The sequence below is a fragment of the Dietzia massiliensis genome (genome assembly GCF_018390595.1).
GTDB lineage: Bacteria > Actinomycetota > Actinomycetes > Mycobacteriales > Mycobacteriaceae > Dietzia > Dietzia massiliensis.
The window spans coordinates 1-3,984 of sequence record NZ_JAHBAV010000104.1 but is presented as its reverse complement, the minus strand read 5'-3'; the positions used below and the strand labels follow the sequence as shown (position 1 = coordinate 3,984).

Annotated in this window: 5 protein-coding genes; 2 read left to right on the top strand and 3 right to left on the bottom strand. The window is 72.0% G+C overall.

Features of this window, described 5'->3' with window-relative positions; all coding sequences use genetic code 11:
- The first annotated feature begins 84 nt into the window (after positions 1-84).
- Positions 85-987, top strand: a complete 903-nt coding sequence (locus KHA85_RS16130) for a type II secretion system F family protein (RefSeq protein ID WP_213186586.1) — start codon at positions 85-87, stop codon at positions 985-987.
- Between the two features lies 1 nt (position 988).
- The gene (locus tag KHA85_RS16125; protein ID WP_213186585.1) at positions 989-1,645 is read left to right on the top strand and encodes a prepilin peptidase; all 657 of its coding nucleotides are present in this window, start codon (positions 989-991) and stop codon (positions 1,643-1,645) included.
- On the opposite strand, the gene KHA85_RS16120 is transcribed toward KHA85_RS16125, so the two are convergent.
- From KHA85_RS16120 to KHA85_RS16110, 3 genes are all read right to left on the bottom strand, one after another.
- The gene (locus KHA85_RS16120) at positions 1,642-2,571 is read right to left on the bottom strand and encodes a TspO-related membrane protein (protein ID WP_236885822.1); all 930 of its coding nucleotides are present in this window, start codon (positions 2,569-2,571) and stop codon (positions 1,642-1,644) included. The genes KHA85_RS16125 and KHA85_RS16120 overlap by 4 nt on opposite strands.
- A gap of 75 nt (positions 2,572-2,646) precedes the next feature.
- Positions 2,647-3,246 (bottom strand): hypothetical protein, encoded by a 600-nt coding sequence (locus KHA85_RS16115; protein ID WP_063972501.1) that lies wholly within the window; start codon positions 3,244-3,246, stop codon positions 2,647-2,649.
- Between the two features lie 5 nt (positions 3,247-3,251).
- Positions 3,252-3,984 (bottom strand): hypothetical protein (locus KHA85_RS16110; RefSeq protein ID WP_213186584.1); only part of this gene is annotated, 733 nt, incomplete at its 5' end.

Here is a 3,984-nt window from a genome sequence, read left to right as displayed (position 1 = left end):
GCCCGGCTCCCCGCCCCCCACCTCCGCCGGCCCGCCCCTCCCCTCCCCCCTCTTGCCCCGTCTCCGCGAAAGGAGGCCCCTGCGATGCCGTTGTCCGCCGCACTGGCCGTGTTCGTCCTGACCTCGTCCGTGTTCCTGCTGGCCTTCGCCGTGTTCTCGGGCCGCGACACCGTCCGCGCGCGCACTGTCGCCAACCTCCGCCGCGGCATCGACGACGGGTTCGCCTCCCAGGTCGACCTGACCGGCGTCGACGACGACGATTCCCGCAGCCGCCTGTACGAGGTCGCCCGCCGCCTGACTCCGGTCGGCACCGTCCGCCGGCTCGAGAAGCTGTCAATCCGCGCGGGGCGGCCCCGCGGCTGGTCCATCCAGCGACTGGTCGTGGCCAAGATCGTCGTCCCGCTCATCGTGGTGCTGCTGGGCCTGGCGCTGCTGCGGACCAACCCGGAGCCACTGCTGCTCATCCTCACCTTGGGGACCGCGGTCGTCTGCTACTTCCTGCCCGAACTCCTCCTACAGAGCCGGGGCCAGGAGCGCAACGACGAGATCGCGCTCGAGCTGGCCGACACCCTCGATCAGATGACGATCGCCGTGGAGGCCGGCCTCGGCTTCGACGCCGCCATGGCCCGCGCCGGCCGCAACGGCACCGGTCCGCTCGCGCAGGAGCTCATCCGCACGCTGCAGGAGATCCAGGTGGGGCAGTTGCGCCGCACCGCCTACGAGCAGCTCGCCCTGCGCACCGACGTGCCCGACCTGCGCCGGTTCATCCGCGCGATCATTCAGGCCGACGCCTACGGCATCTCCGTGGCCGACGTGCTCCGCACCCAGGCGTCCGAGATGCGGCTCAAGCGTCGGCAGCGGGCGGAGGAGAAGGCCCAGCAGGTGCCGGTGAAGGTGATCTTCCCCCTGCTGGTGTGCATCCTGCCCGTACTGTTCATCGTGCTGCTCGGTCCGACCGTCATCAACATGATGGAGGCGTTCTCCTGACGTGACCACCCCTGTCACCGCCCTGATCTGCGCCCTCCTCTGCGGTGGGGCCGCCGCCGCGCTCACCCGGTGGATGCGCCGCCTCATCGAGTCCGACTCGCGTTGGCTGCGCAGCGGACTGCACATTCTCCTCTCCGCGGCGGGTGGCGTCGGCGCGACGGCGCTCGCGACGAACTGGGCCGAGCTGGTGGCGTTCGCCGCACTCGCGGTGGCGTGCGGCCTGCTCATCGCGATCGATCTGGCGGTGTTCCGGCTCCCCGACGCGATCGTGGGGCCGCTGTACCCCGTCCTGTTCGCCGGGCTCGCGGTGTCCGCCTGGCTCACCGACGACTGGGCAGGCCTCGGACGGGCCGCCGCCGCGGCCGTCGCCCTGCTCGCCTTCTACTTCATCCTCGCGCTGATCAATCCGTCCGGCCTCGGGTTGGGTGACGTCAAGCTGTCAGGCGCGCTCGGGGCTTTTCTCGGCTGGCTCGGCTGGCCCGCCGTACTCGCCGGCACCCTCGCGGCGTTCGCCCTCAATGCCATCGTCGCCCTCGTGCTTCTCGCCTCCCGGCGGGTCACCGCCAAGAGCGGCATCGCATTCGGCCCCGCGATGATCCTCGGCGCGGTTCTCGGCGCCGCCTACTGGGCCGTGCGCTCAGCGGCGTTCGTCGGCTAGACGGGCTGACGAGCGGCACCGTCAGCAGCGACCCGGCCGCGTTCCCGCCGCAGCACCGACAGTCGTCGGCCCAGCGCCACGACCACCACGACGACCGAGGCGATCGCCGCGGTCCACACCAGGGCGGCGGACTCGTGCTCGCCCGAAGTGCGGCCGTACGCGACCCAGGCCAGGCCCCACGCGGTGGCCAGCGCCGGCGGGATCCGACCGCCGCTGATGAGCGCGGTGGCCACGCCGACCGCCGCGGCCACCACGATGCCGACGATGCCGAACGGCACGCCGGTCACCACGTCGACGCCCGCGCTCGCGAGCCACGCGAAGGTGTTGGCGAAGAACGCCACCGACACCCAGCCCAGGTACAGCCCGAAGGTGCCGTCGGTGACCACGGCCTCGACCACCCCGCCGATCCGCGGCGCGCCGAGGATGTACAGGACGCGCACGAGCACGGCCAGCAGCAGCACGATCACGATGACCGAACCCAGGATCAGTTCCAGCTGGACCGCCCAGATCCACGCCGCATTGAGCAGTACGGAGGCCAGCGCCCACGGTCGGAGCGCCGCCTGCCGGGCCGAGCGACGGGCGGTCGGGGTGAGCTGCCACAGGGCGTAGGCGGCGAGGCCGATGTAGATGACGCTCCAGATGCTGAACGCCGACCCGGCCGGGGCGACCGGGGTGGCGTCGGCGGACAGGACGCCGCCGGCGGCCTCGGCGATCGGGGTGCCGCCCATCGCGCCGCTGCCGAAGAACGCGGCCACGATCGCGGCGGCGGTGCCCAGCACGGTGATGACCGGCAGTGCCCAGCCGGTCGGCGTCGCGAGAGCGCCCGGACCGGCGGGGTCGGCGGGTCCGCCGGGTTTACCGGGGTGACCGGCGCGTCCGGGGTCGGTGGAGGGGGTATCGGTCGCAGGATTCGTGTGGGACCTCATGTTTCCACCACACCACGTACGCGCCCGCCTCGCAGCCGGTCGCGGGCTCGCCGCGCGGCCCGAACACCCTTTTGATCAGGCGAAAACCGCCGCGGCCAGGCCGGAACGATGATGGTGGATCTGGTCGGCGAGCGTGGTGACGTGCGTCTGGTGCAACACTGTCACGCCCCCTGCCGTGCGGGCCCGCGCCAGCGTCGACAGCGCGAGGCCGGTCCCGCCCAGCCGGTACTCGCCGAGCAGGTCGAGGACGAGGTCCTCGTCGTCGTCCCCGTCGCCCGCCCGGCCGTCGGCGCCGCCTCTCGCCCGGTCGCCCACGCCTGCCTCGCCTCGGCCTCCGGCGCCGGTCACCGACCGGGCGCGCACGCGCCAGTCCTCGGCGCCCTCCATGCACGCGACCACGGCGTCGAGCAGCGCGGCGGCGGGCACGGCGGGCGCGATGATGCTCGCCGTGGCGACCACGTTGGGGACGAAGCCCGCCCGGGCGAGGCCGGGCGCGACGAGGACCACCGCGGTCGTGTCGGTGCGGGGCGGTGCGCCCTCGAGGGCGTCGATGTCGTGCCAGGTGTCATCGGAGGCGACGACGACGAGGCCGGCCGACCCGAGTGCCGGTTCGGTGGCGGGGTGGGGCCGGATCGTCGCGCCGAGGCCGGTCACGTAGTCGTAAAGCGGGGTCACTGGAACTATTTGCCCACGCCGTCTCGATCGACCGCGATTCCGTCCGGCACCGCGCCCTTCGGCCACCACTGCTGCGTCCGATACATGTGGCGACGCACCCGCCAGGGCGGGCCCACGAACAGGTGCTTCGACGCGCGGGTGCCGAGCAGCGACCGTAACTCAGGTCGGTCTCGGAGGGCGAGGATCGCGGTGAGCAGCGCGCTCGGCTCGACCGTGAAGTAATCGGTTTCCAAAAGCAGCCGCGGGGTGTCGACGCTCTCCCATCGCACTCGCACCATCACGCCTGACACGCGCTCGGGCGGGACCACGATCTTCGCCCCGGGCTGGTACCGGTGCAGGTACTTGCGGTATCCGTCGTGATCACGGACGTCGTTGGTGGACTCCGCGTCTCCGAGTTCGTCCCACGCCAGCGTGATCCGACCGATCCCCCGCCAGTAGGTGATCGACTCGGGCGTCATCCTGATCCCGCGGAGCATCTGCCACAGGCAGAGGAGGATGAAAGACGCCCCCGCGACGATCAGCAACGGGCCTGTCAGGGTCGGGTCGTTGATTCCGTTGAGCTCCGTCGACGGCCACCCGATGAGCTCACCGTAGAAGACGCCGCTCGCCGCCATCGACGCGCCTGCGCAGATCAGGAGCACGAGCTCCGCCGAACCGACTCTGGGCAGCACCCAGGTCGCATCCCGGAAGTTCACGACCCGGTTCGGGAGCACATCACGGAACCCCACGCGGATCGGG

What these genes read in the sequence shown, in the direction of transcription:
- KHA85_RS16120 (WP_236885822.1), bottom strand. Translation starts at nt 2,571, where the DNA reads ATGAGGTCCCACACGAATCCTGCGACCGATACCCCCTCCACCGACCCC.
- KHA85_RS16130 (WP_213186586.1), top strand. Translation starts at nt 85, where the DNA reads ATGCCGTTGTCCGCCGCACTGGCCGTGTTCGTCCTGACCTCGTCCGTG.